This is a genomic window from Paenibacillus oralis, from assembly GCF_003863965.1.
Taxonomy (GTDB): Bacteria; Bacillota; Bacilli; order Paenibacillales; family Paenibacillaceae; genus Fontibacillus; species Fontibacillus oralis.
The window spans coordinates 2,515,404-2,541,811 of record NZ_RRCN01000001.1 but is presented as its reverse complement, the minus strand read 5'-3'; the positions used below and the strand labels follow the sequence as shown (position 1 = coordinate 2,541,811).

Annotated in this window: 16 protein-coding genes; 11 read left to right on the top strand and 5 right to left on the bottom strand. The window is 55.4% G+C overall.

All coding sequences use genetic code 11. From position 1 onward, the window contains the following. Positions 1 to 226: 226 nt before the first annotated feature. Both EHV15_RS11760 and EHV15_RS11755 read right to left on the bottom strand, forming a co-directional pair. Positions 227 to 2,236, bottom strand: a complete 2,010-nt coding sequence (locus tag EHV15_RS11760; RefSeq protein WP_128631364.1) for an LTA synthase family protein — start codon at positions 2,234 to 2,236, stop codon at positions 227 to 229. A gap of 111 nt (positions 2,237 to 2,347) precedes the next feature. Continuing rightward, positions 2,348 to 4,894, bottom strand: coding sequence for a beta-mannosidase (locus tag EHV15_RS11755; protein ID WP_128631363.1), 2,547 nt, complete (start codon positions 4,892 to 4,894; stop codon positions 2,348 to 2,350). A 276-nt stretch (positions 4,895 to 5,170) separates the two neighbouring features. On the opposite strand from EHV15_RS11755, the gene EHV15_RS11750 reads away from it, so the two are divergent. The 5 genes from EHV15_RS11750 to EHV15_RS11730 all read left to right on the top strand — a co-directional run bounded on the left by EHV15_RS11750 (position 5,171) and on the right by EHV15_RS11730 (position 11,940). After that, entirely contained in the window at positions 5,171 to 6,469 is a 1,299-nt protein-coding gene (locus tag EHV15_RS11750) for an ABC transporter substrate-binding protein (RefSeq protein WP_128635295.1), read from the top strand. A 17-nt stretch (positions 6,470 to 6,486) separates the two neighbouring features. Next, the gene (locus EHV15_RS11745; protein ID WP_128631362.1) at positions 6,487 to 7,383 is read left to right on the top strand and encodes a carbohydrate ABC transporter permease; all 897 of its coding nucleotides are present in this window, start codon (positions 6,487 to 6,489) and stop codon (positions 7,381 to 7,383) included. After that, a complete protein-coding gene (locus EHV15_RS11740; protein ID WP_128631361.1) occupies positions 7,380 to 8,213 on the top strand; it encodes a carbohydrate ABC transporter permease in 834 nt (277 codons plus the stop codon). The genes EHV15_RS11745 and EHV15_RS11740 overlap by 4 nt, the downstream gene beginning before the upstream one ends. An 18-nt stretch (positions 8,214 to 8,231) precedes the next feature. Then, on the top strand, positions 8,232 to 10,022 hold the full coding sequence (locus EHV15_RS11735; RefSeq protein WP_246061488.1) for a cache domain-containing sensor histidine kinase: 1,791 nt from the start codon (positions 8,232 to 8,234) through the stop codon (positions 10,020 to 10,022). Positions 10,023 to 10,422: 400 nt separating this feature from the next. After that, entirely contained in the window at positions 10,423 to 11,940 is a 1,518-nt protein-coding gene (locus EHV15_RS11730; protein WP_128631359.1) for a response regulator transcription factor, read from the top strand. 82 nt (positions 11,941 to 12,022) lie between these two features. Here EHV15_RS11730 and EHV15_RS11725 read toward each other — a convergent pair whose 3' ends face one another. Beyond that, a complete protein-coding gene (locus tag EHV15_RS11725) occupies positions 12,023 to 12,253 on the bottom strand; it encodes a hypothetical protein (RefSeq protein WP_128631358.1) in 231 nt (76 codons plus the stop codon). Positions 12,254 to 12,418: 165 nt separating this feature from the next. Further along, positions 12,419 to 13,444: a tellurite resistance/C4-dicarboxylate transporter family protein gene (locus EHV15_RS11720; protein ID WP_128631357.1), complete on the bottom strand. Its 1,026-nt coding sequence runs from the start codon at positions 13,442 to 13,444 to the stop codon at positions 12,419 to 12,421. A 236-nt stretch (positions 13,445 to 13,680) separates the two neighbouring features. Here EHV15_RS11720 and EHV15_RS11715 point away from each other — a divergent pair, with 236 nt between their 5' ends. The 6 genes from EHV15_RS11715 to mmsB all read left to right on the top strand — a co-directional run bounded on the left by EHV15_RS11715 (position 13,681) and on the right by mmsB (position 22,362). Further along, positions 13,681 to 14,694 (top strand): substrate-binding domain-containing protein, encoded by a 1,014-nt coding sequence (locus EHV15_RS11715; RefSeq protein WP_128631356.1) that lies wholly within the window; start codon positions 13,681 to 13,683, stop codon positions 14,692 to 14,694. Then, the gene (locus EHV15_RS11710; RefSeq protein ID WP_128631355.1) at positions 14,684 to 16,690 is read left to right on the top strand and encodes a cache domain-containing sensor histidine kinase; all 2,007 of its coding nucleotides are present in this window, start codon (positions 14,684 to 14,686) and stop codon (positions 16,688 to 16,690) included. The genes EHV15_RS11715 and EHV15_RS11710 overlap by 11 nt, the downstream gene beginning before the upstream one ends. Beyond that, complete coding sequence (locus tag EHV15_RS11705; RefSeq protein ID WP_246061486.1) at positions 16,683 to 17,960, top strand: response regulator transcription factor; 1,278 nt, start codon at positions 16,683 to 16,685, stop codon at positions 17,958 to 17,960. Before EHV15_RS11710 ends, EHV15_RS11705 begins: the two co-directional genes overlap by 8 nt. 414 nt (positions 17,961 to 18,374) lie before the next feature. Beyond that, positions 18,375 to 19,529: a multiple monosaccharide ABC transporter substrate-binding protein gene (chvE, locus tag EHV15_RS11700; RefSeq protein ID WP_128631354.1), complete on the top strand. Its 1,155-nt coding sequence runs from the start codon at positions 18,375 to 18,377 to the stop codon at positions 19,527 to 19,529. Positions 19,530 to 19,664: 135 nt separating this feature from the next. Continuing rightward, positions 19,665 to 21,194 carry a multiple monosaccharide ABC transporter ATP-binding protein gene (gene mmsA / locus EHV15_RS11695; protein ID WP_128631353.1) on the top strand — a complete coding sequence of 510 codons (1,530 nt, stop codon included), beginning with the start codon at positions 19,665 to 19,667 and terminating at the stop codon, positions 21,192 to 21,194. Positions 21,195 to 21,198: 4 nt separating this feature from the next. Then, positions 21,199 to 22,362, top strand: a complete 1,164-nt coding sequence (gene mmsB, locus EHV15_RS11690) for a multiple monosaccharide ABC transporter permease (RefSeq protein WP_128631352.1) — start codon at positions 21,199 to 21,201, stop codon at positions 22,360 to 22,362. A 679-nt stretch (positions 22,363 to 23,041) separates the two neighbouring features. Here the strand turns inward: mmsB and EHV15_RS11685 are convergent. After that, the gene (locus EHV15_RS11685; protein ID WP_128631351.1) at positions 23,042 to 26,407 is read right to left on the bottom strand and encodes a GAP1-N2 domain-containing protein; all 3,366 of its coding nucleotides are present in this window, start codon (positions 26,405 to 26,407) and stop codon (positions 23,042 to 23,044) included. Between the last annotated feature and the right edge of the window lies 1 nt (position 26,408).

Sequence of the window (26,408 nt, the reverse complement as noted above, 5' to 3'; positions counted from 1 at the left end):
GTTCATCCAGGCCGATTTGAGGAAAATAAGAGCATCTGTGTCCGTTACATTTTGGAAACCTCCGTTTTTTCGAAAATAACGGCTCTGGTGTCCCTTAGCCCCCAGATTCCTTTTCTCCCCTCCTCTCTACCTGCGCATCGTCCTCTACCATGTCCGAAATTTTATAAATTCTATAAGATTAAAAAAATTACAGCCCTGAGGCTTATGCCTCAGGGCTGTTTGCATCTTATTGCCCCCGCTTGGGAAGCAGCTTCACGTATTCGTCCGAAAGCTTCATCAGCTTCGTGACATAATCGTAGTCGCCGCGGTAAGCCGAGATATCCGTCACCGGCTGCAGCGTCTTCAGCGACACGGCCGTGCCGTCGTCGAAGCCTTGACCCGGCACAAACATCACCTCATCGTTGAAAAACGATCCGGTCGGCAAATAATACCGCATGCCGATCACGTTCCGGTCGATGCTGAGCAGATCCTGGCCCAGAGCGGTAAAACCTTCGCCTTCCAGCGAAACGCCAAGCAGACCCGCGATTGTCGGCATAATGTCAACCTGGCCCCCAGTGCGCTCTACGACCTGCCCGCCCTCCGCTCCGGGAACATGAACGATCAGCGGAATGTTAAAGCGGCTGATCCGCTCGTCATAAGCGATGCCGAGCTTTTCGCTGATTTCCTCGGCGCTGACGTCATTCGGCTGCAATCCGAAATGATCGCCGTAAAACACCAGCATCGTATTGTCCCACAGGCCGGCTTGCTTCAAACGGTCGATCAACGTCCCGATCGCGTAATCGGTGTAGTTGACGGCCTGAATGTAGTTGCCCAGCATCGTCCCCTCCATGCCGGCGGGAAGCTGGATATGCTGGCGGTCCTTCGGCACGACAAACGGCGAATGGCTGGATGTCGTCACAAACTGGGCGTAAAACGGCTTGGACTGCGCTTCGATTTCCGCCAGCTTCTCCACGCCCACCCGGTACATCTCCTCGTCGGAAGCCCCGAAGTCGTTAAAATGATCGTTTGTATAATACGGCTTGTCATAATACTTATCAAAATGAAGCGCCGGATACAACTTGTTGCGGTCCCAAAACGTCACCTTGTTGATATGGAACGTATTCGCCACGTACCCGTGCCCCTGCAGCAAACGCGGCAGACTCGGCAACTCGCGGTCGCCAAAGCTCGTCGACATCGCGGCCGCGGCCGTCGGGTAAATCGACGTGTTGGACATAAATTCGGCGTCCGATGTATTGCCCGGCCCGATTTGCTGGAATACGTGCGGGAAATAGAACCCTTCCTTCGCCAAGTTGTTCAGCACCGGCGTGATCTCCTGCCCATTCAAGGTCAGGTTGATCGGAAAGTTCTGGAACGACTCCATCTGCACGACGATCAGGTTCATCCCTTGGGCCGCGCCGAAAAAGTCGGGAGCCGCTTTCGCAGCAGCCGCAACGGCCGAAGTGTTCGTAGTGCCTGTAGCGCCAGTATCGCCCGTATCCGCCCGGTAAGGGTACGTGCTTTGCAGTTGCCGGATTTTGGCGATCGTCTCCTGCAGATTTCCTTCCGCGATCATCCGTTCCTCTTCCTGGTCGCGGATGGCCGCGTCCACCTGGAAATTCAGGAAGCCGACGCTTTCGGCCCGCACCAGCTCGTTATCGATCCCTTTCCCCGCGCGGATGTACAACCCGGACAGCAGCAGGCTGGCGATCAGGATAAACGCGACGCCCACCTTCCAAACCAGCCCTGCTCGCGGGCGATCGGTCCGGAAGTTCAGTCTTCCCCGCGAAGTCCTGCTGCCGAAACTTAAAGTTCCCTGCGGCCAGCCTGAACGGGACGTACCGCCGCGGCGGACAAGCCCGATGATTTTGACCAAGACCAGCACCGCCAGATCAGCAAAGTACAGGAACTGCTCCGGCCGGAGCAAGGCGCCGATGCTTGCTTTCACCTCGGGTACCTGGCCCAGACCGCTAAGCACCTTATAGGTCGGCACGGTCCCGAAGTAGGCGAAATACACCGTGGCGGCAAACAAAATGAACGACAGGACAAAATTAAAGCCGAAGAATGTCCACCATTTGCCCTTGGCCGGCGTCACCAGCTCCACCAGGCAGAGGAGCGCCAGCACCGACAGCAGTTCGCCGGGCAGGCCCGCCGGATGGAAGCCGCCGTAAAAAAAGTACCGCAGCAACAGCAATTTCACGCCGATCAGCACGAACGTTTCAACGATTTTGTATCGACTGGATTTAAATATGTTCCCCATCTTTTTACCTCGATTTTGTTCCCGTTTTACAAAAAACACGGTTTTTTATCTGTTTATTATAGCACGGTAAAATCGAGAGTCGAACTTCCATAAGCTGTAAACGGGCGGAATCTACACAAAATCGGCCATGGACCGGACTCGGAGTTCCCCCGGAGCTCCCGGGACAAACGCCTCCTTATCCGCAGCGGCGCCACGCCGGCGAAACTCCACGGTCACCGGCACGCCCGGCATCAAATCAAAGTAATTGTCGGAGAAGATCCCTTCCCGTTCGGCTTGAATCCAAACCTGCCGCGCCAGCACACCGCTTACAAGCGTATACTTGCCGCCGCCGCTGCCCGGCACTTCCCGCACCTTGATTTGCGCCTGCGGCAAATCAAGGTCTTTGCCGGAAACAAAGTAAAACGGCTTGCTGTTCGCTACTTCCCCGTTCAGCTCCAGGCTGGCGAGCAAGACGACCTGCCGCGGATCGCGGTTTTCCAGCCAAGCTTCTCTAGCGAATGCGACCACCTCCCTGGCTGAGTCCGCCGCGATGTTGACCGCCTGCGCCGTTTCCTTGAGCACCCCGCCGCGCACATCGTACAGCGTCAAGCGCAGCGTTCCCGAAATGTTCTCCCGTTGGTCGGAAACGATGCTAACGGCAATTTTGCCGTCCTCCGGTTCGTGCACCGACAGCATCACGTCCCCGAAGCTGCGGCGGACCGCATACTGCAGCGCCTTCCAGCGGCCGTAATAATCCATGCCCGCCCAGGAGGCGACCGGCCAGCAGTCGTTCATCTGCCAATACAGCGTGCCCATGCAATAAGGCTTGTTCCGGCGGTGCGCCTCGATCGCCGTGCGGATCGCCTCCGCCTGCAGCACCTGGCTCATGTACAGGAACGCCTTGAAATCCCGCGGCGCCGGCAAATAGATGTCCATGTATTCCTTGATCAACTGATTGCCCCGGCCATTCTTCTGATGCGCCAGCATAATGTCCGATTCCAATTCCAGCGCGCTTTCCGGCGCGTATTTCAATACCGAATCCAATTCCGGGAACGATTGAAAACCGTATTCGCTCATAAACCGGCCGATCCGGGTGTTGTAATTCGCAAACGGCTCGACCGCGTGCCATACGCCCCAGTAATGGATGTCCCCTTCGCCGGACACCTTATAGGCGTGCTGGTCCGCGTCGCCCGTCAGATCGCGCAGCGGCGAGGACGGCCAGTAAGCAACGCCGCCAGCCAGCCGATCCACCGCCTGCGGCAAAATATCGTGGAATACGGCCTCATAATCGGCCCAAATCCGCGCGCGGACGTTAGCCGCGTAGTTTTCCTTCCAGCCCCAGCCGGCATTTTCCACATAATGCGACCAGGCCGAATCGATCTCGTTGTTGCCGCACCACAAGGCGATGCACGGATGGTTGCGCAGGCGCTTGATATTGTGCTCCGCCTCCCGGGCGACGTTCTCCAGGAACGCGGCGTCCCCCGGATACATGCTGCAGGCGAACATGAAATCCTGCCACACCAACAACCCGTATTCGTCGCACAGCTCGTAAAAGACGTCCTGCTCGTAAATCCCGCCGCCCCACACGCGCAGCATGTTCATGCCGCTTTCGGCGGCCGAAGCGATCTCGTGCCGGTAGCGCTCCGCCGTCACCTCCGTTATGAAGCTGTCGTTCGGAATGTGGTTGGCGCCTTTGGCAAACACGGGGACGCCGTTCAGCTCAAAGCGGAAGGAAGCCCCCGCCTCGTCCCGCTCGCGAACCAGCTTAATTTCGCGCAAGCCCGTCCGCACCGCCGCGTCGGCTTCCAGCGTACCATTCGCGCCGATCAACTCGGCCTTAAACGTATACATCGCCGGTTCTCCTAGTCCCCGGCACCACCACAGCTTCGGCTGCGCCAGGGTCAGCGGCAGCTCCACCTCCTGCAGTCCCGGCTGCAGAGCAACCTGCCGCTCCCATACCGCTTCCCCGGTGGAGACGCGGAGCCGCCCTTCCCACGCGGTGGCCGCTTCAATCTCCACGATCGCCGTTAATTCTGCGACTTCCGGCGCAACGCGGTCCTGGCGGATGAACAAATCGCGCAGGACCGAACCGCCCCACGCTTCGATCCGGGCTTCCCGCCAAATGCCGCTCGTCACCAACCGCGGCCCCCAATCCCAGCCGTAATGGTAAGGGGCTTTGCGGGCAAACACGCTGACTCTGCGGTCTCCCAGTCCGCCGAGTTCCGATTGGTCGTTCGCGGCCGGCAGATCGTAGCCCAGCCTCTCCAGCTTGGGCAAATCTTCGGCGATCGGAGAGCGAAACCGCACCGCGATCGTGTTCAGCCCTTCGCGAAGCAGCGGTTTGATATCCGCCCGCCAGCAGCGGAACATATTATCGGCCGAAAAAACATGCAGACCATTCACGAAAACGTCCGCATACGTGTCCAAACCCGCAAAGACGATTTCGATTCGCGGCAGCTTCGCCCATGCTTCATTCATTTCAAACGAAGTTTGATATTCCCAATCCTTCTTGTCGATCCACTGCAGCTCATGCTCATTCGTGCCGTAAAACGGATCGGGAATGGCGCCGCAGCGCAGCAGATCCGTATGTACCGTTCCCGGAACCCGCGCCGGCAGCCACTTCGTTTCATCGCTCGCCTTGAATTTCCAATCGCTGAGCACATAACGTTGATTGTTCATAAGCCCTCCTCAAGTTGTAGGTTATGAACCCTATTATAGTTGATAATCGTTATTTTTTGTTATGTTTTTTGTTAGCATCATAAATGCCATAAGTATTCCGAAGTTATCATATATTAATATGTTGTCTTCCAATCCCCCGCTAAAAAACAAGCAAACCAAAGACAATAAATAATAACACAATACATTTTCATTATTATAACAAAGCGATACAATTTATCTGTAAGCGCTAACATAATTTCCTAAAAAGGGGCGATCACATTGAAAAAGCAACTCCTGATGACTTTCATGCTGATCTTTACATTCGCCAGCGTACTGGCCGGCTGCGGCGGAGGCGGCGCTAACGGCGCCGGAAACAACGGAGCTCCTCCGGATAACGGAACCGCGGCGGAAAACAACCAAGCGGGCGACCCAAGCGGACAGCTTAGCGGCAAGGTGACATTCCTTACCAACCGCACCGACATGATCGGCAAGGAATACGACGAATACGTCAAGCGGTTCCACGAAAAGTATCCAAACATCGAGATCGAATTCGAAGCCAGCCAAACGGACTACAACCAGCAGGCCAAGGTTCGCATGGCCAGCGGCGAGCTGCCGGACCTGATGTTCGTCCCGGACATTCCAAACTCCGATTTGCCGAAATATTTTGCGCCGCTGGACGATTTGGGACTGAGTGCGGAAATTACGTTCAAGGATTTCAGATCTTTTGACGGCAAGCTGTACGGCATCTCGACGGGCAACTCCACCTCCGGGATCGTTTACAACAAAAAGGCATTCGCCGACGCCGGCATTACGGAGCTCCCAAAGACCTGGGAAGAATTCCTGGCCGCCTGCGAAAAGCTGAAGCAAAACGGCGTCATTCCGCTGGCCTCCAACTTCAAGGACAAATGGCCGCTGAACAACTGGGTATTCGATATGCCGAGAGTCATTGAAAACAACAGCAACTTTCCTAACGAAATGATAGGCACGGACACTCCGTTCACCATGGATAACGGGTACGGCAAAGCGATGTCCCTCATCAAAGAGCTGGCCGATAAAGGCTACCTGGAAAAAGACATCAACTCCACCAACTGGGAGCAATCCAAAAAGGATCTGGCGAACGGCAAAATGGCGATGTACTTCCTGGGCAACTGGGTCATCAATCAGGTGATCGGCGTCGGCGCGGAGTCCGATAACATCGGGTTTTTCCCGCTGCCGTTCGACGGCTCGGGCGAGAGCAGAGCCGCGCTTAGCCCGGATTTCTTCTACGCCGTCAACAAAGACAGCAAAAACCTGGAAGCGACCAAAGCTTTCTTGAAATGGATGCTTGAGGACTCCGGTTACGAGGATTTTGCCGGCTTTATCTCCCCGCTGGAAGGCCGCGAATCCAAGCTGGCCCAATTGGCCGAATTCCAGGCGACCGGCGTGCAGCTGCAGGAAGGCCAGCCCGATGATCCAAAGGTGATCGAAATCCGCAACAAAGCGCAAATCGATCTGCCGGCGATCGTGCAGGAATTTGTGTTGGCCAAGGACCCGCAGGCCGTGCTCGACAAATGGAACAAAGCCTGGGCCAAAGCGAAGCAGGAGCTGGGCTACTAAGAAAGAAGGGATACGGCATGTTTGGAACACTGTCTTACAAAACGCAGAAAAACATCATCATCGTCTCGTTTTTGCTGGTCCCGCTCGCTTTGCTCCTGCTGTTTACCTACTATCCCGCGTTGAAGCTGGTCATGTTCAGCTTTACCGATTGGGACGGGTACAGTCCGGAGAAGCCGTGGGCCGGGCTGGCCAATTACCGGGAAGTGTTCACCAACCCGGACATTTTCGGCGTATTCGCCCATAACTTTGCCTATTTTTTCATGGGTATCGTCCAAAATATCATCGCGATTTACTTCGCCGTTATTTTGAACAGCAGGCTGCGCGGCCGGAACTTTTTCCGGCTCCTGCTGTTCCTCCCTTACATCATGAACGCCGTGGCCGTCGCTTTTATGTTCGGTTACGTCTTCGATACGACCCAAGGTTCGCTAAACCTCTTCCTGCAAAGCATCGGTCTAAGCAAACTCGGCGAAACGAGCTGGCTCGGCACGGCAGGCCTGGTCAACTATTCGCTCGCTTCGACCGGGCTGTGGCGGTTCATGGGGTACAACATGGTGATCTATATCGCCGCTTTGCAGGCGATTCCCCGCGACATGTACGAAGCGGCCAAAATCGACGGCGCCGGGGCGATGCAAACTTTTTGGCGGATTACGCTGCCGAACATGAAGCCGGTTATCCAGCTGAATCTGTTCCTGACCGTCACCGGCGCGCTGGAGGTGTTCGACCTTCCGTTCGTTCTGACCAAAGGGGGGCCGGCCGGCGCCAGCCAAACGTACGTGCAGCGGGTGATGGAGACCGCCTTCGCTTACAACCATTACGGGCTGGCCTCGGCGATGAGCATCATTTTGCTGATGTTCGTCATCATCGTCGTAGGGCTGCAGCAGTTTGTCCTTAGCAGAGGGGGAAGCGGCAAATGAGCGGGCGTAAATTCACTTTGCTGGATGCGCTGAAATACCTGACCTTGCTGATCGGAGTTTTTATTGTGCTGTTCCCTCCGTACGTCGTCATCGTCAACTCGTTCAAATCGAGCGATGAGTTTAATACCGCCAGCACGATGGCGCTGCCGCAAAGCTTTTTCAATTTTGAAAATTTCAAAATCGTGTTTGAGCGGGGCGGCCTGCTGAGCGGGTTCGGCAATACGCTGATCATTATTTGCGTGTCCCTGGTCTTCAATATCCTGTTCGGAACGATGGTGGCTTATGTGCTGGGGCGGTTTTCTTTTAAACTGAAAAAAGCGGTGTTCGGCCTGTATCTGTTCGCGACCGTCATCCCCGGCATTACGACCCAGGTCGCCACCTTCGGCATCATCAAATCGCTGGGGTTGTACAACACGCTGGGGGCACCGATCATTTTGTACGTCGGTGCGGACGTGATCCAAATCATTTTGTATTTGCAGTTTATCCGCAACATTCCCGTCGATCTCGACGAAAGCGCCATGGCCGAAGGCGCCTCCCTGTTCCGGATATACCGTTCGATCATTTTTCCGCTGCTGACCCCGGCGACGGCTACGTTGATCATTTTGAAGACAATCAGTATTTACAACGATATGTACACACCGTACCTTTACATGCCGAAGCAAAGCCTGGGCGTGGTGACGACGGTGCTGATGCGCTTCCAGGGCGTCAACGTGGCCGACTGGAACCTGATCTGCGCGGCGATCCTGCTGATCCTGCTGCCCACCGTGGTGCTGTATTTTTTCCTGCAAAAATATATCTTTGAAGGCGTGACCAGCGGTGCGGTAAAATGAGGTATGATCCTACGAGCCATGTTCCGAAAATCCTGGTTGTTTTTTGCCAATCTATCCATGCAGAAAAAACTGGTGATCGTGTTCGTCTTTCTTATTTCGCTGCCGGTCACCTATTTCAGCTACACTTCGTACCGTTCCAGCTTCAGACTGGTGCAAAGCAGCACGACCGAAGCCGCTCATTTGATGACGGACAACGCGATGGACAAAGTGGACCGTTACATCGCCGATTTGAAGCGCTACACGAGCCTGCCCTTGTACAACAAAGAGGTGCAAAAATATTTGGACCAGCAAGGGACGGATTGGGACAAGAGCACTGCGATCGATATTTTCCTGATGTATTTGAACAATACCAAGGATGAGATTTTGTCCGCCTATCTGGTGGACCGTTACGATATGATTTTTTACTACCGGAAGTCGGGCATCAACATGCTGTATCCGGAAATGAGGCTCGGCGAGTGGAAGGAATTAGCGCGTAAATCCGGTTCGTCCCCCGCCCTTGCCGGCACGCATTTGATCCGCGTGAACGAAACAGAGAGCCGCCAGGTGTTTACCGTCGTCCGCCCTATCCGTTCGGTCAGCTCCTTGCACGATATCGGCCTGATCGCCATCGATGTTGACGCGAAGCTGTTCGAGGGGATCATCGAACCGCTGAATGCCGTAACCCACGGCGACGCCCTGATCGTGGACGAATACGGAAAAGTCGTGTATAACGCCGATCCCGCCAAGCTGGGCGAGGATTTAAGCGGCAGCCCCCTGCTTGCGCCGGCCGCGGGTACGCGGGGCAGCTTCCATTTGGACATCGGCGGCCGGCCTTACATCTGCGTTTACACCTCGTCGGCGCAAACCGGCTGGAAAACGCTGGTCTACATTCCTTTAACCGAACTGCTGGCGCCGATGAAGCAAAACCGCGATAAACTGATGATCACGACGTTGTCCGTTATTTTTTTCGCCCTGCTCGTGGCCATCGTTATCTCCTACGCGCTTACGAAGCCGCTGAAACGGACGGTGCAGCTGATGAAGCAGGTGCAGCGCGGCAAGCTCGACGTTCGGGTTAACGTCAAATACAATGACGAAATCGGCCTTTTGGGCAGCCAGTTCAACCGGATGATCGCCCGCGTGAAAGAGCTGCTTCACGAGGTGGCGGAAACGGAAAAAAGCAAGCAAAAAGCCGACATGCTGGCGCTGCAAAACCAGATTAACCCGCATTTTATCTACAACACGCTGGAATCGATCCGCATGCTGGCCGAGCTGAACGACGATGACCGGGTCGCCGAGCTGACCTATCTGCTGGGCCTGCTGCTTCGCTACAGCATTACCCGGAGCGCCGACGAGCACGTGACAGTGGGCCTGGAAATCGACCATGTGCGGAACTATTTGCTGCTGCTGCAGCTCCGTTTTCCGGACAAATTCAACTTCCGTGTGGAGATCCCGGAGCATTTTTATCCGCTGCCGATCGTCAAGCTGGTGTTTCAGCCGATTGTGGAAAACGCGGTGTTTCATGGTTTGGAAAAAAGAGAGGGCTCGGGCACCATTACAATTAGAGCGTGGAATGAGCGGAATGACGCCATCTTTACGGTGCAGGATGACGGTGTCGGAATGACGGAGGAGCGCCTCGCCTCCCTGAATCATAGCTTGACGGACGGAAAAACGGATAAATTCGGGATCGGGCTGCGCAATGTCCGGGAGCGGATCCGGCTCCATTACGGCGCGGACTCCCGGTTAACCGTCAGCAGCCGGCCGGGTGAAGGCACGACGGTTACGGTGAGAATCGCCGGCTTGCTCTGTAACGGCGCGGGGGGAGTTGGATGAGCAAGTTAAAGTATGACCACGGCTGGCTTGGAGGCCTGACCACGGCTTCGACCAAGTCGTAATGCCGAGACGTAATGCCATATTGCCGAGGTGCTGACCGCAATGCCGTACTTGACGGCCGTAATGCCGAGGTGCTGACCGCAATGCCGTACTTTCCGGCCCTAACGGACACCAGCGACGTTATTTCGGCAAAATCTAAAGCCTTCAGAATGTAACGGACACCACAGACCTTATTTGGCATTTCAGCACGCCTTTTCGGCTTTTTTCGGGCAAATAAGGGCGCCCCTGTCCGTTAGCCGCGTGCGGTCTGACCAGCAGGAATGGAAAGCTTGCGTTATTAAGGAGCCGTCTACTAGGTTTGATCCGGACGTAAACGGAATGATTCAAAGGGGGAAATCCTATGCTGCGAATCGCGATCGTGGACGACGAGGCTTCGATTCGGGAAGGGCTGGGTAAGATGATCGGCAAGGAAAGCGCCCGCTTCGCCGTTACCGGCCTGTTTGCGAACGGTCAGGAGGCGCTGGATTTCCTTAAGGCCGAGGAGCTTGACGTCATCGTCACCGATATCCGCATGCCCGTGGTGGACGGACTGGAACTGATCAAACAGGTAAAGGCCATCAAGCCGGAAATCCGCTGCATCATCATGAGCGGGTTCACCGATTTTGAGTATGCCCGGCAGGCCCTCCGGTATTCCGCGGTGGACTATCTGCTCAAGCCGATCGACAAAAAACAGCTGTTCGCCCTGCTTTACGCGCTTGATGAGGAGAAGACGGCGGCCCGCGGCAAGGAACAGCAACTCCGCTCGGGATTGCTGCTCTCTTATTTTAAAAGCTTCGCAGGAGGCTCTGGGCTTGGGCCTGACGTAAAGCTGCCGGAGCTTTCCCTGCCGGAGCCTTATTTTGTCGTATATGCAATCAAGGGCTGTCAACCGGAAGCGCTGCGCACCGGGCTTGAGCAAACCGGGAGTCTCCCCGTCCGCTGTTGGGATCTGGTCGACACCGGCGAACAGGTTCTCGCTTTAGCCTGTTATTATTCGCAACAGCCGGGCCTGGAAGAACTCCGCCAAATGGCGGCGGTTCTGGAAGCCATATGCGGTCCCCGCCGCACGCTTGCCGGCTCCAGCTTCGTATATGGCGATCCGGCGATGCTGGGCAGAGCTTATGCGGAAGCGAAAAACGCCTGCGAGCTCGGCATTTACGGAAGCCAGACGTGGAATTACCATGAGGCCGGCGGCAGTGCCGGGCCCGGCAGCGGCGGTGCGGATATCGGCGAACGGTTTGCCGCCTGCCGCGATGAATGGATCGAACAGCTGCAAATTTTAAACGTTCCCCGGGCGGTTGCCTGTTTGGAGCGGCTGTTGGAGCAGGTGCGGAAAGACCGCCCTCCGCTTGAATCCATTATTTTACTATGCCGTCTTGTAGTGGGCACCTTCTCCGCCGAACTGCACGAATGGAGCAAAATATGGCCGCACGCCAAAGCCAAACAGTTGGAAGCCGAGTTGTTGTCCTGCCTTAGCTTTGATGAAATCCGGCAAAAATTTCTGGCCGAATTGGCCGGCGCTTTGCAACAGATCCGGGCCGGTCGCCTGGCGCAGGCGGGGAAATCGGTCGAAACCGTCAAGCGCTGGATCGCCGAACATTACAACCAGCCGGCCGAATTGAGCCAGCTCGCTCGTATGGTTTATTTGACGCCCAGCTACCTGAGCAAGCTGTTCAAACACGAGACCGGCATGACGATCACCGATTACCTGATTGAGGTGAGAATCAAAAAAGCGAAGCTGCTGCTGCGCAAATCAAACGAGCTGAAAATCCACGAAATCGGCTGCGAGGTCGGTTATCCCGACCCGGCCTATTTCAACAAGCTGTTCAAGCGCATGGTCGGGGTGACGCCTAACGAGTACAAAAAGATATCGCAATAAGGTAAGGTCGTATCACTGCCTGCGGTTCCGTCCGTTTCTGTACAATAACGGGCCTAAGCGCAGGCTTTACAGGTTAACAAGTTTATTGCGATTCCTCGTAGTTGACATCTTTTTGGTAGGAGTAGACAAGTCCCCCTCCTGCGGCCAACAAAACCACAGGTATAATGATCCACCATAAATTCAGGTCAAAAAGGCTGTAGCTGAAATTTCCGCTTCCGGGTTTGATGCCCTCCAAAGCCGAGACGATAAACCCCGTGCAAATGACGATAACTCCCGCCAACAACGAGGTACACCCCAAAAACAATTTGGTCATAGACGACGTTTCCCCCTCCGAACTCAAACGCATTTCCGGCAGGAAAAGATCTCCCTCCCCAGCGAGTATTGTTATGTACTTCCATTATTGCAGATCCCACCCATCTTATAAAGCTCGGGAAAACCCGCTGGAACGATCAGAAAATAACATAGTTCCGCTTGCATCTCATCTCCGCGCTTGAAACGAGCGAAATTGGTGATGAACAAAGCCGGCCATCACGGCTAACCAGGCGGTGATCGCGATAACCCCCATGCTCCGTGGGATCAAGACCAAAAAGGGCAGTTTTAAGGCCTGCGACAACTGGTAAGTGCTGGTCGTATACATGGCGAGCGGGAACACCATCCCCCAAAATTGCGGATCGTAAGTCAGCGGGTAACGGTGGTAAACATGACGCCACACCATCAAAATAAACAGCAGCGGAATCCACCATGTTCCCGTAATCCAAAAAAACAAAGTAAACCCTCTTAAATAAGGGACGAGTTCAGTCAGAAACGGCCAATCGGCCGCATGCAGCATCAGGGTGGAGCCGGCCAGCGTCGTGATCGCAACCGCCCCCATGTTGATCCAATAAGGCGGAGTAAGCGCCGAATATTTCAGGTCGACAAAAGTAAACCGGTAAAATATTAACGTGATGATGTTCAGATACAGCATACAGCCGAGCAAATACATGCACAGTGTAAAAAACAGGACGATCTCCCGGCCTTCCGCCATGTAGGAGGAAATTAACGTGCCGAGAACGGAAACGGATTGGGTGGCGACAGCGGCGATCAGCCAGGCTCCGTTAATGCCTTCGGCCAGCGTAGGCTTCTCTTTTCTGACGGTAACGGCCGTAAAAAAAGTATACATAATGATGACCCAAAGCAAGATGCCGAATATCCAAAGCCCTGTGGAAATTTTGCCGTTATGCGCTACAACCACCCATTGGCTGCCATACACGCAGGTCGCCGCCGTGCAGGTAAAAAAGCCCGGCCCCTGGCTGTGACTGGTCAAATCTTTGCTAAACCTCGGAAAATATTTAATGAGACGAATCAGCGTCAGTACCCACAACGTAACATAGATGCAGGTGTTCAAATACAGCAGCAGCCTGGGAACAAACGGAATCCCCAGCAAATGCAGCGCAATGGACAACGTCCCGGTGGCCATCGCCATTGAAAAATAACCCGGAAACAGGTGTTTGATCTTTTCGGCCATCACCCTTAACATCCTTAACCATCCCCGCCTTTTAAGACTTGACTTCCATCTATTCTTCCCTCACGCTCAGAAACTTAAATTTAGCTTACCACGATTTAAAATAACAATATTGTGACTGAACTAACCCGGTATCTTAACAGCATCGCAAAAACATAATGATATTTTCAGGCAAAACATAGTATGATGTTGTCGAAGTTCAGCTCTTTTTTGGACCTATTTTTTGAAAGGGGTTTCATATGAAAAAGATTTGGATCGTCTATTTGCTGCTGATCGCCTGCTTTGCGCTCTACGTGCTGGATTTCCGGGCGCAGCAGAGCCGCATGAACGAGCAGTGGGGAACGGGCGGCCTGCGCGGGGAAATCGACGAAAAATACGTCATGGTGACGTTCCAAATGGGCATCGATTACTGGAAAAGCGGGCTGAAAGGCTTTGAGGACGCGGCCCAGGCCTTAAACGTATCGGTGGAATACCGCGGCTCCACCCAGCGCGACGTCCATGAGCAAATCACCGTATTGGAGCAGGTCATCGCCAAAAAACCGGCCGGCATCGCCATCTCCGCCATCCATCCCTCCCTGCTGACGGCCACGATCAACAAAGCGGTCGACGCCGGCATCCCGGTCGTATTGTTCGACTCCGACGCGCCGGGGAGCAAAGCGTATTCCTTCCTCGGCACCGACAATTACGCGGCAGGGGTCGAAGCCGCCCGCAAAATGGCCGAGCTGACGGGCGGCCAAGGGGAAGTCGCCGTCGTCACCACGCCGGATCAGCAAAATCATCAGGAGCGCACGAACGGGTTCGCCGATACGATTGCCGCGGAATTTCCCGGGATTCGGATCGTCGACGTCAAAAACGGAAAAGGCGATCAGCTCGCTTCCCGGCAGGCCGCGGAGGAAATTTTGCGGGCGCATCCCGGTGTCGGCGGCATTTTTGCCACGGAGGCGAATGGCGGCATCGGCGTGGCCGAAGCGGTGCGGGCGGCCGGAGGCGGGTCTAACGCGGGCAGCGGCCCCCGGATCATCAGCTTCGACACCGACAAAGGCACGCTCGACCTTGTCAAAAGCGGGGATATCGCCGCGACCATGGCCCAGGGCACCTGGAACATGGGGTATTGGTCCCTGCAGTTTTTGTTTTCGCTGAAGCATGGGTTGGGCGGCTCCTCCAATCCCGGGGCTCCGCGGATTCCCAAGCAGGCGGACACCGGCATCACCGTCGTGACGCAGCAGAATGTGGACGATTACTATGCCAAATAAACGTTACGGGAAAAGCTGGGAGCTGCGCCGTTTCACCCTGAACAATTTGCCGATCCGCTACAAATTGATCGTGCATTTTTTGCTGATCAGCATCCTTCCTTCCCTCGGCCTGGGCTTGCTGACCAACTGGACGGTCGATCGCATCATCGAGCGCCAAATTACCGACAATACGCTGCAACTGATCGGCAAAGTGAACAAATCGCTGGAAACCTACGTGGAAAATTTGCAGAACATGACCTACTTTATCTCGTTTAACCCGGAGGTGCTGCGGTTTCTTGAGGGGCAATCCGAAGCGGGGGCCGGGGACGGTATGCGGGTTGATGCCTTGGCGGCAACGGAAGGCGATAGAGCCGGGGCACTTGCGAAGACGGGGAACGTATCGGGTACAGGTTCGGGTTCGAGCAAACTTGCCGATCGGGGTGAGGCGGCGGGTACGGACCATTACGAAATCCGCAAATTTCTGCAGGGCTTTACAACGTTATATTCCGAAGTGGCCGGCATTTTGGTTGTAAACAGCCAGGGCGATTACATCAGCAACGAAATGTACGCCAGAACTCCGGAAAAGCTGACTGCGGAAGACTGGTACAAGGAGGCGGTGCGGAGCAAAGGCATCTTCAAGGTGATCGGCCACCCGCATCAGCGCAATGTAACGACGCACGTAAGCTACAAGGACAGCGAGGTCGTTTCGGCCGTCAGGGCAATTCTCGACCCCGACACCCAGCAGGTCAAAGGCGTTGTGCTGATCGATTTGAAACTCCGCGTGATCGCCGAAACCGCGCAGGACATCAGGTTGGGCAAAACCGGATATTTGACGGTGCTCGATCAGGAAGGACAACCGATATACGCCCCGCCGGAGCCTTACACCGACAACATCCCGCTGGACCGGATGGACCTGGAAGGCTCGGGCACGTATTCGGCACGGGCCGGCGGACGCGACCTGCAGTTCATTTACCGCGTCTCCCCGTTCACCGGCTGGACGACGGTCGGCGTTTTTACGATGAAGGAGTCGGCCGCGGAAATGCGGGAAATCCGCTTTTACGTCGTCAGCTTCGTGTTTGTCGTCTGCCTGCTGGGCATGACCGCTTCCTTTTATTTGGCCCACTCGATCTCCAGGCCGATCGCCCAGCTCACGTCCTTCATGCAGAAAGCGCAGTCCGGCGACCTGACGATCCGCCACTGGAGCGACCGCACCGACGAGATCGGCCATTTGGGCCGCAAGTTCAACGCCATGCTGCTGCAAATCAACCGGCTGATTTCGCTGACCGAGCTGCAGGAGCGGCAAAAACGGGAAGCCGAGCTGCGCAGCCTGCAGGCGCATATCAAGCCGCATTTCCTGTACAACACGCTTGATACGATCCATTGGATGGCCCGCCGCAAAAGCGCGGACGATATCGCCGAGATGGCGGAATCGCTGTCCAAGCTGTTTCGGATCGGTCTGAGCAAAGGCAACGACATCATTCCGCTGAGCGACGAACTCGAGCATGTCCGCAGCTATTTGCAAATCCAGCATGTCCGGTACCAAAACAAGCTGGACTATACCCTGCATATCGCCCCGGAACTTCAAGGCGTTTACGTCTTGAAGCTGATCCTGCAGCCGATCGTGGAAAACGCGATTTATCACGGAATTAAGGAGCGCCGGGGGCCCGGTCATATCGTGATCGAGGCAGCCGAAGACGGCGGCGCGCTTGCGATCACGATCCGTGACGACGGTAAAGGCATTCCCCCCGACCGGCTGGCTCAGCTGCAAAGGCAGCTGCAGTTTGCGGGGTCAGCCGCCGCGGCCGAGTCCCCCGGGCCGAAGCCTGAATCGGCCCCCGATTCCGCGGACGGCAAAGGGTACGGCATGCTGAACGTGCAGGCGCGGATCGCTTTGACGTTTGGCGCCAAATACGGAATCGCCATCCAAAGCGAATTAGGACGGGGAACGGTCGTAACGATGACGCACCCGCTGATCCGGGATAACAACGTACGTTGGGAGAGGATAAACCATGAGTGATCGTATGGAAAAAAACATGAACGAAAACAGCCTGTCCCCCGCCTTCCGCTGGAAAGTGCTGATTGCCGACGATGAGATGATTATTCGGGAGGGCATCCGGGACAGCGTCAATTGGGATCAGCTCCGTCTTGCGGTTGCGGCGGAAGCCGAAGACGGCGAAGAAGCGCTGGAGCTGGCCGTCCGGCACGGCGTTCACATTCTGCTCGTGGACCTCAACATGCCGATCATGGACGGCATCGAGCTGATGAAGCGCGTCCGTAAGCAGCTCCCGGGCTGCAAAATCGTCATTATTACCGGCCATGACGAATTCGCCTACGCGCAAAAAGCGATCCGCCTTCAGGTCAAAGATTATATCCTCAAGCCGGCCAATCCGGCGCAGCTCGAAAAGGTGCTGCTGCAGGTCCGGACGGAGCTTGAGGAGGAGGCGGCCCGGCAGCTCCACTGGCAGGCCGCCTCCCGGCAAATTTCCCGCAGCTATCCGCTGCTGCGGGAACGATTTTGCCAGGAATGGATGGACGGCAGCATGACGGAAGCCGAGATTTTGGAGCAGCTGCAGTTTCTGAAGCTGCCGGCCGCCTGCCCGGACTGGCTTGGCGTGATCCGTCTGCGCGAGCCGGCCGGGGCGCCGGCGGCCATGAAGGAATCCGAACGCCAGCTGTACCTGTTTGCGATCGAAAATATCGCTTCCGAATTGCTCTCCTCCTCCCCCAAGGCGATGTTCCGCGACCCGTTCGGACTCATCGTCGTACTGCTGTGGAGCCTGGAGGCGGAAGCGGATTTCCACCGCATTGAAACTGCGGTGCGCACCAACCTGAAAATCGCTGTCGACGTTCATCTGGCCGAAGGCGGCGGCTGCGGCGGGGTGACGGACCTGCCCGCCGTTTACCGCAGCGGCAAAGCCGCGGTGATGAAGGAGACCCCCGTCTCGCCTTTGGTGCGCCGGGCCAAACAGTACATGCTGGAGCACTTCTCCGACCGCCGGCTGACGCTGGAAAAGATGGCCGGGGCGCTGCAAACCTCCTCCGTGTATTTAAGCCGGGTGATCAAGCAGGAACTAGGCGCCTCGTTCAACAGCTATTTGACGCAAATCCGCATCCGCCGCGCGGCACAGCTGCTGAACGCGACGGAGCTGACGATCGCGGAAATCGCCGAACAGGCCGGCTATGAAACGCAGCATTACTTCAGCACGGCGTTTAAGCGGGCAACCGGCATTTCCCCGCTCCAGTACCGCAAAGGCGCGTTCAACCTCAAAGAAGAAGGAACCGAGTGACCTCCGGTTCCTTCTTCTTTTTGCTCGGGAAGTATCTTGTCGTATTCGCTAACGGACACAAAAGACCTTATTTGCTGATTTCCCGGACATTTCCCGCTCTAACGGACACCACAGCCTTTATTGGGGCTCGGTTGAGGCGATTTGGCCGGTTTTTGCGGAAATAACGTCTTCTCAGTCCGTTACATTTTTTTGATCCCCGGTTTTTGCAGCAATAGAGTCCCTGGTGTCCGTTACATCACCTTACGGCAGCCGCGTCCTTCCCCCAGCACGCCGATTTCAAAGTTGCGCCAAAACTTAGTTGGATTTTTATAAAAAGAGTAGATTCATTGTAAATACGCGCCCCCATGTCTCTTGTTATACTCACTTTTGCAAACGCATTCAAATTATTGAATTCACAAATCGGGAGGTTGGGTCATGAAGAAATTTTCGGCAATCCTGCTGGCGCTGGTCGTTGTTCTGACGCTGGCGGCATGCGGAAACGGCGGGGCTGGCGGCAATGGAGCCGGGGGCAGCGGGGCAAGTGGCGGTAACGAGACCGGTAGCAGTACTGGCAACGGCGGCGGAAACTCCGGCGCCAGCAAAGGCACGGTTGGCCTCTCCATGCCGACGAAATCGTCGGAGCGTTGGGTGGGTGACGGCCAGAACATGGCGAAGGAATTCGAAGCGCTTGGTTACGCTGCGGATCTGCAATACGGGGAAGACGTCATCGAAAATCAGGTGTCGCAAATTGAAAATATGATCACAAAAGGCGTCAAAATTTTGGTGATCGCGGCGATCGACGGCGGCTCGCTGACCGATGTGCTGCAAAAAGCCCATGATCAAGGCATTCAGGTCATCGCCTACGACCGCTTGATCATGAACAGCGAATATGTCGATTACTACGCCACCTTCGACAACTTCAAGGTCGGCGTGCAGCAGGCCGCTTACATTGAAGAGAAGCTGGGCCTCAAGGACGGCAAAGGCCCGTTCAACATCGAGCTGTTCGGCGGCTCGCCGGACGACAACAACGCTTATTTCTTCTATGACGGCGCCATGTCGGTGCTGCAGCCATATATCGACTCGGGCAAACTGGTCGTGCGCAGCGGACAAACGAAAATGGAGCAAATCGCCACGCTGCGCTGGGACGGAGCCACCGCCCAGGCGCGGATGGACAATTTGCTGAGCGCCCACTATTCGACGGAAAACGTTGACGCCGTGCTGTCCCCATACGACGGCATCAGCATTGGCATCCTCTCCTCGCTCAAAGGCGTGGGATACGGCACCGGCGACAAGCCGCTGCCGATCGTGACCGGCCAGGACGCCGAGCTCGCTTCGATCAAATCGATTTTGGCGGGCGAACAAACGCAAACGGTATTTAAGGACACGCGTGAGCTCGCCAAAAAGGCGGTGGCCATGGCGCAAAGCATTCTCGAAGGTACGGAGGCCGAAGTGAACAATACGGAAACGTATGATAACGGTGTGAAGGTTGTCCCTTCCTATTTGCTGGAGCCGGTCTCCGTGGATAAGGACAACGTGGAAAAAACGCTGGTCGAGACCGGTTATTACACCAAAGAGGAGCTTGGTTTGTAGTTCCGGCCGGGGATACACGAACGGCGGAATGGCATCACAGCAGGCCGGTACAGCGGCAAACCGGCACCCGCGGCGGACGGCTTTCCCGGCCGCCGCTGTTTTACATCAATGCGGCAGAAAGGCAGGTGGCGGCATTTGCAAAAATTGATTTTGGAAATGCGGGGCATCACCAAAACGTTTCCCGGCGTCAAGGCGCTCAGCGACGTCAATTTAAAGGTGGCGGAAGGCGAAATCCACGCGCTTTGCGGGGAAAACGGGGCCGGCAAATCGACCCTGATGAAAGTGTTAAGCGGCGTTTATCCGCACGGCACCTATGAAGGGGATATTTTGTTTAACGGCCAGGTTTGCGAGTTCAAGGATATCAAGCAAAGCGAACAGTTCGGCATCGTCATTATCCATCAGGAGCTGGCGCTGATCCCGTATCTGTCGATCGCGGAAAATATTTTTCTCGGCAACGAACAAAAAAAGCGCGGACTCATCGACTGGAACGAAACGACGATTAAGACGCGGAAGCTGCTCGAAACCGTCGGGCTGGACGAATCGCCGGCCACCCGGGTGCTCGATCTCGGCGTCGGCAAGCAGCAGCTGGTGGAGATCGCCAAAGCGCTGGCCAAGCAGGTCAAACTGCTCATCCTGGACGAACCGACGGCGGCGCTCAACGAAAGCGACAGCGAAAACTTGCTGGCGCTCATTCTCGAATTGAAAAAACAAGGCATCACCTCGATCATCATCTCGCACAAATTAAACGAAATCAGCAAGGTGGCCGATTCGATCACGATTTTGCGGGACGGCAAAACGATCCAGACGCTCGATATGAAGGCGGACAAGGTGACCGAGGACATGATCATCAAAGGCATGGTCGGACGCGATTTAACCCACCGATACCCTGAACGGGAGCCCCGCATCGGCGAGGTCATCTTCGAGGTTCGGGGCTGGGAAGCCCACCATCCGCAGCAGGAGGAGCGAAAGGTGCTGGACGATATCAACCTGACGATCCGCCGCGGCGAAATCGTCGGGATCGCCGGCTTGATGGGCGCGGGCCGAACGGAGCTGGCGATGAGCATCTTCGGGCGTTCTTACGGCAGACATATTAAAGGCCAGCTGTTCCTGCACGGAAAAGAGGTCCGGTTCAACTCCATCAGCCAGGCCATTGAGCACGGGGTCGCTTATGTCACCGAGGACCGCAAGCAGTACGGGCTGATTCTGATCGACGATATCAAGCGGAACATTTCGCTCACCAGCCTCGGCAGGCTGTCCCGCCGCGGCGTCATTCACGAGCAGGAGGAAGTGCTTGTCGCGGAGGAGTACCGGAAGAAGCTCAATATCAAGACGCCGAGCATTTTGCAAAAAACGGTCAACTTAAGCGGCGGCAACCAGCAAAAGGTCGTGCTCAGCAAATGGATTTACGCACAGCCGGAAATCCTCATCCTCGACGAGCCGACGCGCGGCATCGATGTCGGAGCCAAATACGAAATTTACTCCATCGTCAATCAGCTCGCGGACGAGGGCAAAGGGATATTGTTCATTTCTTCGGAGCTGCCGGAAATTCTCGGCATGTGCGACCGCATCTATTGCATGAGCGAAGGGCGGATTACCGGGGAGGTCGCCCGCAAGGATGCGACGCAGGAAGTGTTGATGAAATCGATGACTCGAGGCAGGGGGTAGGCAGATGCAAGCAGTTAGCGAACTTTTCCGCAAAAATATCCGCCAGTACGGGATGATCATCGCGCTGGTGTTTATCACGGTGTTGTTTCAAATTTTGACCGATGGGATTCTGCTGAAGCCGCTGAACATCACGAATCTAATTTTGCAAAACAGCTACATTCTCGTGCTGGCGATCGGCATGGTGCTCGTCATCATCACCGGACATATCGATTTGTCCGTCGGTTCGGTCGCGGCGTTTATCGGTGCGCTGGCGGCGATCATGATGGTCAACTGGCAGGTGCCCACGTTTCTGGCGGTGATCCTGGCGCTGGTCATGGGGGCTTTGATCGGAGCCTGGCAGGGCTTCTGGGTTGCTTACGTCAAAATCCCGGCGTTTATCGTGACGCTGGCCGGCATGCTGCTGTTTCGCGGCCTGACGATGATCGTGCTGGGCGGTCAGTCGATCGCGCCGTTTCCGAAATCGTTCCAACGCATCAGCTCCGGGTTTATTCCCGACTGGTTTGGCGGCGGCGGATTGCATATACTAACGATCGTACTCGGCATCCTTCTCTCCATCCTGTACATCTGGCAGGAATGGAAGGAACGCCGGACCCAGCTGAAATATCAGTTTGAAGTGCCGCCGATGTGGACGTTTATGCTGCAAATCGTCGTGCTGGTGGCGGTGATTAATCTTTTTACGCTGGTGTTGGCCACCTATAACGGCATTCCGAACATTTTGATTATCCTGTTCTTCCTGATCGTCATTTACTCCTTCGTGATGAACCGGATGGTCCCCGGCCGCCACATCTACGCGCTCGGCGGCAATGAAAAGGCCGCCACGCTGTCAGGGGTCAAGACGAAAAAGGTAACGTTCTGGGTGTTCGTCAACATGGGCACACTGGCCGCGCTCTCCGGCCTGATCTTCGCCGCCCGGCTCAATTCGGCCACGCCGAAGGCCGGCACGAACTTTGAGCTGGACGCCATCGCGGCCTGCTTTATCGGCGGCGCCTCCGCTTCCGGCGGCATCGGCACCGTGGTCGGCGCGATCATCGGCGGCCTCGTGATGGGCGTGATGAACAACGGTATGTCGCTCATCGGCCTCGGCGTCGACTGGCAGCAGGGCATCAAAGGGCTCGTCCTGCTCCTCGCCGTCGCGTTCGACATTTACAATAAGTCGAAGACGAGTTGATTCTCGTACTGCAAAAGCGAGCAGGCATTCGCCGGAATTCCGGGCGGAAGCCTGCTCGTTTTTTGTAAAAATCACCTCTCTCCCTCTCCTTGCTGGGAAATGGCTGTTACAGCGTGTCTACTTTCTAGTTTACATTCAAATAGCGGTAATTTAAGGCGTTATTTTGATCATTTTGCCCCGCTCCCGTCAAATAGCGGAACTTATTGTTCCTATTTGGGGGCCAAGATGGAAAAAGGGGGCCTTGGCCCCCCTTCCACCAATAATAGCGGAAAAAAATTCCTCTATTTCGTCTGGACTCCTACTTTGCCGAAAATAACGCCCCTTTTTACCGCTATTGCCCTGGCCTGCGGCGAGTCCTTGTCCTGCTCCCCGTCTGGCATGGGGATTACGATGGATCGGGGCTTGCGAAAGGCGGCGAAATGCAAAAGTGCAGGCGATTTGCGCCAATAACTCTCGATCAGGGCTGTTCAAATGTAAAAGTGCAGTTCATTTTCGTTCATTCGACTATTTTTTTCCAATTCTACGCAAAACAACTGTATTTTTGCATTTCACTCGCGCTTTAAGGGCTTTTGGCGAAATATCAACTGCATTTTTGCAGTTGATTGGGTCACGCCCCCCTTCTCGATCGTCAACCTGGCTATCTGGCCACACTTCTGCAGCGCGCCCGGCGCATACGAAATTATTGTTCCGGAGATTCTGCCGGACTCATCTTTGACTCGGCCTCTTCGCGAGTGATGACCGTAAACTGCTGGTCCCCCAACTTGATCAGGCTGCCTGCCGGCACATCCAGCTTCATGCCTAGGGAAACCACTACACGATACGGATACGCGGACTCCTTCATGCCTTCGTCCCCAGCCCCGGTAGACTCGTTGGACTTGGAATTGGAAGCATCGTCAAGCTGATCGGTGCCGGAAGCGCCGGATGGGTCTGTCACGGTTCTATCAGTTTTGCCGGCCGGATCGGTCTCGGTGTTATTCGTTTTATTGGTTGCGTCGGCTGCACCAGTTTTATTGGTTTTATTGGTTTTATTGGTTTTATTGCTTGTATCGCTTGTATTGCCTTTATCGTTCTTATCGCTTGTATTGCTTGTATCGCTTGTATTACCTTTATCGCTTTTATCGCTTGCATTGGCTTTATTGTCTTTATTGGTTGCATCCGTTGTATTGGTTGCATCCGTTGTACCAGTTGTGTTGGTCTTGTTCGCTGCATTGGTTCCACCAGTTCCACCGGTTGAAGCGGCTTTCTTATCTCCGGATACACTTTCATTCACATGTTCCTTCGTATCTTTCGCAGCGTCTCCTTCACTTCCCCCTGCGCCAGCCGCTGCATCGTCGCTCTTTGCTCCAACTGTTCCTGCGGCTCCGCCGGCCGCGCCGTTCGGGTCGGCCGTCCCTGAATCCCCGGCAGCGGGACTTTCAGCGGTACAATTGCTTCCGTATTTCAAATTTGTAAATTGCTGAGCGGGCGCCCCTGAAGACTCGATCGTCAAGGCCGACGGAACAAAGGCAGCACACTGCTCCGCCCCAGGGAACAGAAATACGAGTGAAGTTGTCTCCGTACCGTCGTCGCCCACCACATTGTCAGCATATACAAGCGCCTCTGGTTCCTCTGCCTGAGCAGGCGGTTGGGTTGCCGCAACAGGCGCTTTTGGCCCAAGCATCCCTTGTTGCTGCATCACGATTAAAATACCGGCAATCACAACGAGGCCGGAGGCCAAAACGATCATGGTCGCGCTGACTTTTTTCCCGTTTTGGGCAAAAAATCGCTTCAGCGGCGGGGAGAGCGCAAGACGCGCTTCAGCAAACACCTTCGCCAGCGACGCTCCAGCTTTCTCGAAGTAAAGGGTGCGGTATTCTTTACTCTTAAATGCGCTTCTGTCATGCTTGTCAAAATACGTTAGCAGCGCCGCGGCGTAGGCCGGAACAAGCCCCCCGGACTCGGCAAAAAACGGATGGCCTTGCGACCAAAGCATGAACTCGTAAACCGTTTCCTTATCCTTGGCATGCTGATGGAGGTACTCCAACACTTGATTGTAATCGGCAAGCCCGGATTTGGAGTCTTGATAAAAGGCCAGCACGATTTTTCCAAATTGCGTCAATTCGATACTGGACCGCAGCCACTCGCGTCCCAGCTCCTGTACCCGCTTCATGTCGCCCGCGGACAATCTATGAAAAATATCCTCCATCGGCTCGCGCAACGTAAACCATTCGTACAGCGCCTGCAGTATGGCGGCATGAGCGCGCTGCCGGCCCTCAAGCTGCACACCGGCAAAAGCGTCCGCTCCACCTAAAAACGCGGCGGATACCACCTGATCCTGGGTCAGCTTATCCGGCTCCAGTTCATTCAACAGCAGGTTTTTGGCGGCAAGCGAGAGAAGCTCCGCCAATTCCGAATCCGCCACGGTCATTCCGCTGTCAGGCAGCGGCGTTCTTTCCCATTTGCGGATATTTTCCAGGGCCAAGTGTACGGCAGTCAGCAAGCGCTGCTGCTTGCGAAGCTTGTCCGTAAGACTTTCAACGGCATATTCCTTAAAGGAAGCGTTCCGCAGCAAATCCGGCTGGACGATCGCCCAGCTATGCACGATGTTCAGAACTTCCTTGGGCCCGTGCGCTTCCGCAAACTTGTTGCGGATGTAGGGTTCAAACAATCTGTCGGATAACTCGTCAAGCTTCAGGACCGTGCCAAAAAAGGCTTTGCTCAGTTCCGGCTGGCTCTCGGTCAAAGCGTACAAGGCATAGGCTAACTCCATCTGCCCTTCCGTCAGCGCGTTGTTAATCGCATGGATCAAATAATTGACCAGCTTGGGGCCATAATTCCGGCTATCCAGCCGGTAATAATCCCTGAAGCATTCCACGACCGCCAGCTCGGCTATATTCCGCTGTTTTACCCGGTCAAATTCCCGGTCAAAGGCGGCAAGGAATATATCGTTCAGCCGCAGGCTCGAATCCGGGGCGCCCGCAGGCTCCAAATAACCAAGCAACCCCCGCAGCACCGTTAATTTATGATTTTCATATAAATCTAGGTGGCCCGTTTCAATCCGATAAAACACGCACAGCTCATGGTAACCGGACAACAAAGCCCGGCTCTGCGGCTCCCTGGCCGCAAGCATCTCATCCGCAAAGCGATGGAAGTCCTCCAAGCTTTCCAGCTCGCCTATCTTGCTCCAAACAAAATCGAGGTAAGGCTGTCTGCCGTCATCCACCTCATCCTGCGGCAGCCGCCCGGAAGCGAGATCGAACACATATTCTTTTTCGATTTCCCGGTCACTCGGCCGCAAGCTTCCGCGCTCTACGAATTGCAGATGAATGTGTTTGCGGCTCTGCGGCTCCTTGGCATAAGTGAGGAATCCAAAGCGCCGGCGCAGTTCAAACGGCAGACTGGCGAACAACACTTTGAGCAGCGCCGCGGCGTATTGCGTAATCTGCTCCGCCGGAACGTCCAGCGCAACATATACTTTTTTTCTGCCTTCCCCAACCGCGGTCATGACGGCAAAAAGCAGCTGTTTAAAGCTCTTCTCATTCAATTTCAGCTCATCCAGCAATTCGCCCGCCGGCAAACCGGATGGACCGTTCTGCTGAAGCAGCGGGTTCCGCGCACGCTGCGGGAGATCCTCCAGCTCCGGCAGTACCCGGCCGATCTCCTGGAAGTATTTTTCGGCATAATCCGCTTCAAAATAACGGCCGTAATCGGTCACGATCTCATCCCGCCGCGCGGACGGAATCACATAGTTATGAGTAAGAAACGCGCTGCGCAAGCCGGTAAAATCCACCGGCTGATAAATGCTCCGTCCCAGCACCGTATCTCCGCCATCGGTATGGAACAAATGGATCGCCGGCGGATAACTGCCGGCCTCCTTCTCGCCCCGGGAAGCCAGTTCCGCAGGAGCGTCGTATACGCAAAATGGATGGAGCTGTTTCTTGATAAACACGGAGTCCAGCCCGTCCGATGCCGCGACCGTATCAAAACCTTCCGTTCCGCGAAATAACCCGCTCCGCTCCCTTGTATAGATTTGCTGTTGAATCATTGCGGGAGATGCTTGCTTCACG